Origin of the sequence: Clostridium simiarum, assembly GCF_018919175.1 — a bacterium.
In the GTDB taxonomy this organism is placed as follows: Bacteria; Bacillota; Clostridia; order Clostridiales; family Clostridiaceae; genus Clostridium_L; species Clostridium_L simiarum.
In genome coordinates this window covers 1-1,955 of the sequence record NZ_JAHLQL010000020.1, presented here as the reverse complement: position 1 = coordinate 1,955, position 1,955 = coordinate 1, and the positions used below count along the sequence as shown (strand labels likewise).

Genomic DNA, 1,955 nt, shown 5'->3' with positions numbered 1-1,955 from the left:
TTTTTCAAAATACCTGAATCCGGAAAACTCTGAGTTTAATCTACTCAAAATAATTCAAAAGAATTGCTGGTCTTTATATCATCTTTTCTGTTCAATTTTCAAAGATCATGCTATATAAATTAATTATCTGTGAGAGCCTTATAAGCTTGCCTCAACAAGACAACGTAGTTATTATATCATCTATATAAATAAAGCTTTTATTTATAAATCCTATTTATATAAGATTATTTTCTTATATCTCAATATTTCTTTAATTTTTAATTATTATCTTATATAGACACACCTGGCAGAGTTAACCTTATCTCTTATAAATTTATCTGCGAAATATCCACATTACAAGGTTTTTGTTCTATAATATTTCTGAATCCCATTTATATCCTAACCCTCTTAATGTAAGTATCAATTTAGGTTCACTAGGATTATCTTCGACTTTTTCTCTTAACCTTCTTACATATACAGATAAAGTATTATTATCTACAAACTCTCCATATACATCCCAAAGTTGCTCAAACATTTGATTCCTTGTAAGAACTTGCTTTGAATTTTTCATAAAATACAAAAGTAATTTATATTCCACAGAGGTTAAAGATATTTCTTCTCCTCCTTTAAAAACCTTTGCCTGTTTTACATCCACAACCAAATCTGAAGACTTAATTATGTCCTTTTCCTTTTCTTCTTTATCATAGCTTTTTCTTCTTAGTACTGCCTTAATTCTAGACAATAGCTCTTTAACTCTAAAAGGTTTAATTATATAGTCATCTCCCCCTATGTCTAAACCGAGTACAATATTAACCTCATCATCACAGGCTGTTAAAAATATTATTGGAATATTACTTTTTCCTCTTATCTCTCTACAAAAATCATACCCATTTCCATCTGGTAACATAACATCTAATAATATTAAATCATAATTATTTTTATTCAACTCATCTCTAGCATTTTCTAAATTAGAATTTACGGACACCTTGAATCCTTCTTTACTTAATGCATATTCTATACCTAAAGACAACGCCTCATCATCTTCAATTAATAATATATTGTTTAGCAAAACTTCCCCTCCCTATTTGCATCTTCCATAATAATATAAAAATATAAACTAACTACCTGCCAGTTTTCAATTATCTCTGATCTAGAGAATCATTAGTCCAATTTTACTTCTTCATGTCTTACTATATAGAAGACTACTTACAAAACTCAGAATTGGCTTAAGAATAAGCTTGTCATAAACACTAACAACATTATATCTTAAATCTTTAGATTCATCACCTGAAGTTATAAATAAATTAATAAATTTCACTAACGTTTATCTAAATTTTTTATTACAAAATTCTTATATTTTTATGGGGAGTTTAAAAACACGAAATCTTATAAAATAAAGGGAAATCTCTTAAAACCAGTAATAAAGTAACAAAATATTTGTTACTTTACACAAAAATTTAAAAAATATAACTAGGTTCAATGATGTCTTATACTAAATAACGAAGTAATCTATATTAGAGTTACAAAGTAGCCATGTAAAAATAATTAATGTTACTATAAAGTATAGATTAGAAAATCAGTGATGTTTACAAAATTCATGGCACTCCTATGTGGCAGATGGATTTTACAAAAATAATTGAGAATAGGGAAACTTTACTTACAATAAGTGCTGAAGCAGATAAAAATATTTCAAGAGATTTAGAAAGGTATACTATTCCAGAATATAAGTGGGCAATATTTACTGTAAAAAGTAGCCTTAGAGGTAATACGCAGCAAATTGATGAAATATAGACAAGGATAATAAATTAATGACTTCCAATAAAATAGCATATTATTTTGTGTATTTCTTAAGTGTAAAATTAATAAAATATAAAAAAGCAAGTTGTGACAATTCACAACTTGCTTTTTATGGTGGAGATAAAGAGATTCGAACTCTTGACCCCCTGCGTGCAAGGCAGGTGCTCTCCCAGCTGAGC

General features: G+C 27.8%; 2 protein-coding genes. One reads left to right on the top strand and one right to left on the bottom strand.

Going from position 1 to position 1,955, the window contains the following annotated elements; genetic code table 11:
• Positions 1–349: 349 nt before the first annotated feature.
• Positions 350–1,048 carry a response regulator transcription factor gene (locus KQI89_RS17400; protein ID WP_032123620.1) on the bottom strand — a complete coding sequence of 233 codons (699 nt, stop codon included), beginning with the start codon at positions 1,046–1,048 and terminating at the stop codon, positions 350–352.
• 548 nt (positions 1,049–1,596) lie between these two features.
• On the opposite strand from KQI89_RS17400, the gene KQI89_RS17395 reads away from it, so the two are divergent.
• Positions 1,597–1,770, top strand: coding sequence for a hypothetical protein (locus KQI89_RS17395; RefSeq protein WP_216458155.1), 174 nt, complete (start codon positions 1,597–1,599; stop codon positions 1,768–1,770).
• Positions 1,771–1,955: the final 185 nt, after the last annotated feature.

What these genes read in the sequence shown, in the direction of transcription:
- KQI89_RS17395 (WP_216458155.1), top strand. Translation starts at nt 1,597, where the DNA reads ATGGATTTTACAAAAATAATTGAGAATAGGGAAACTTTACTTACAATA.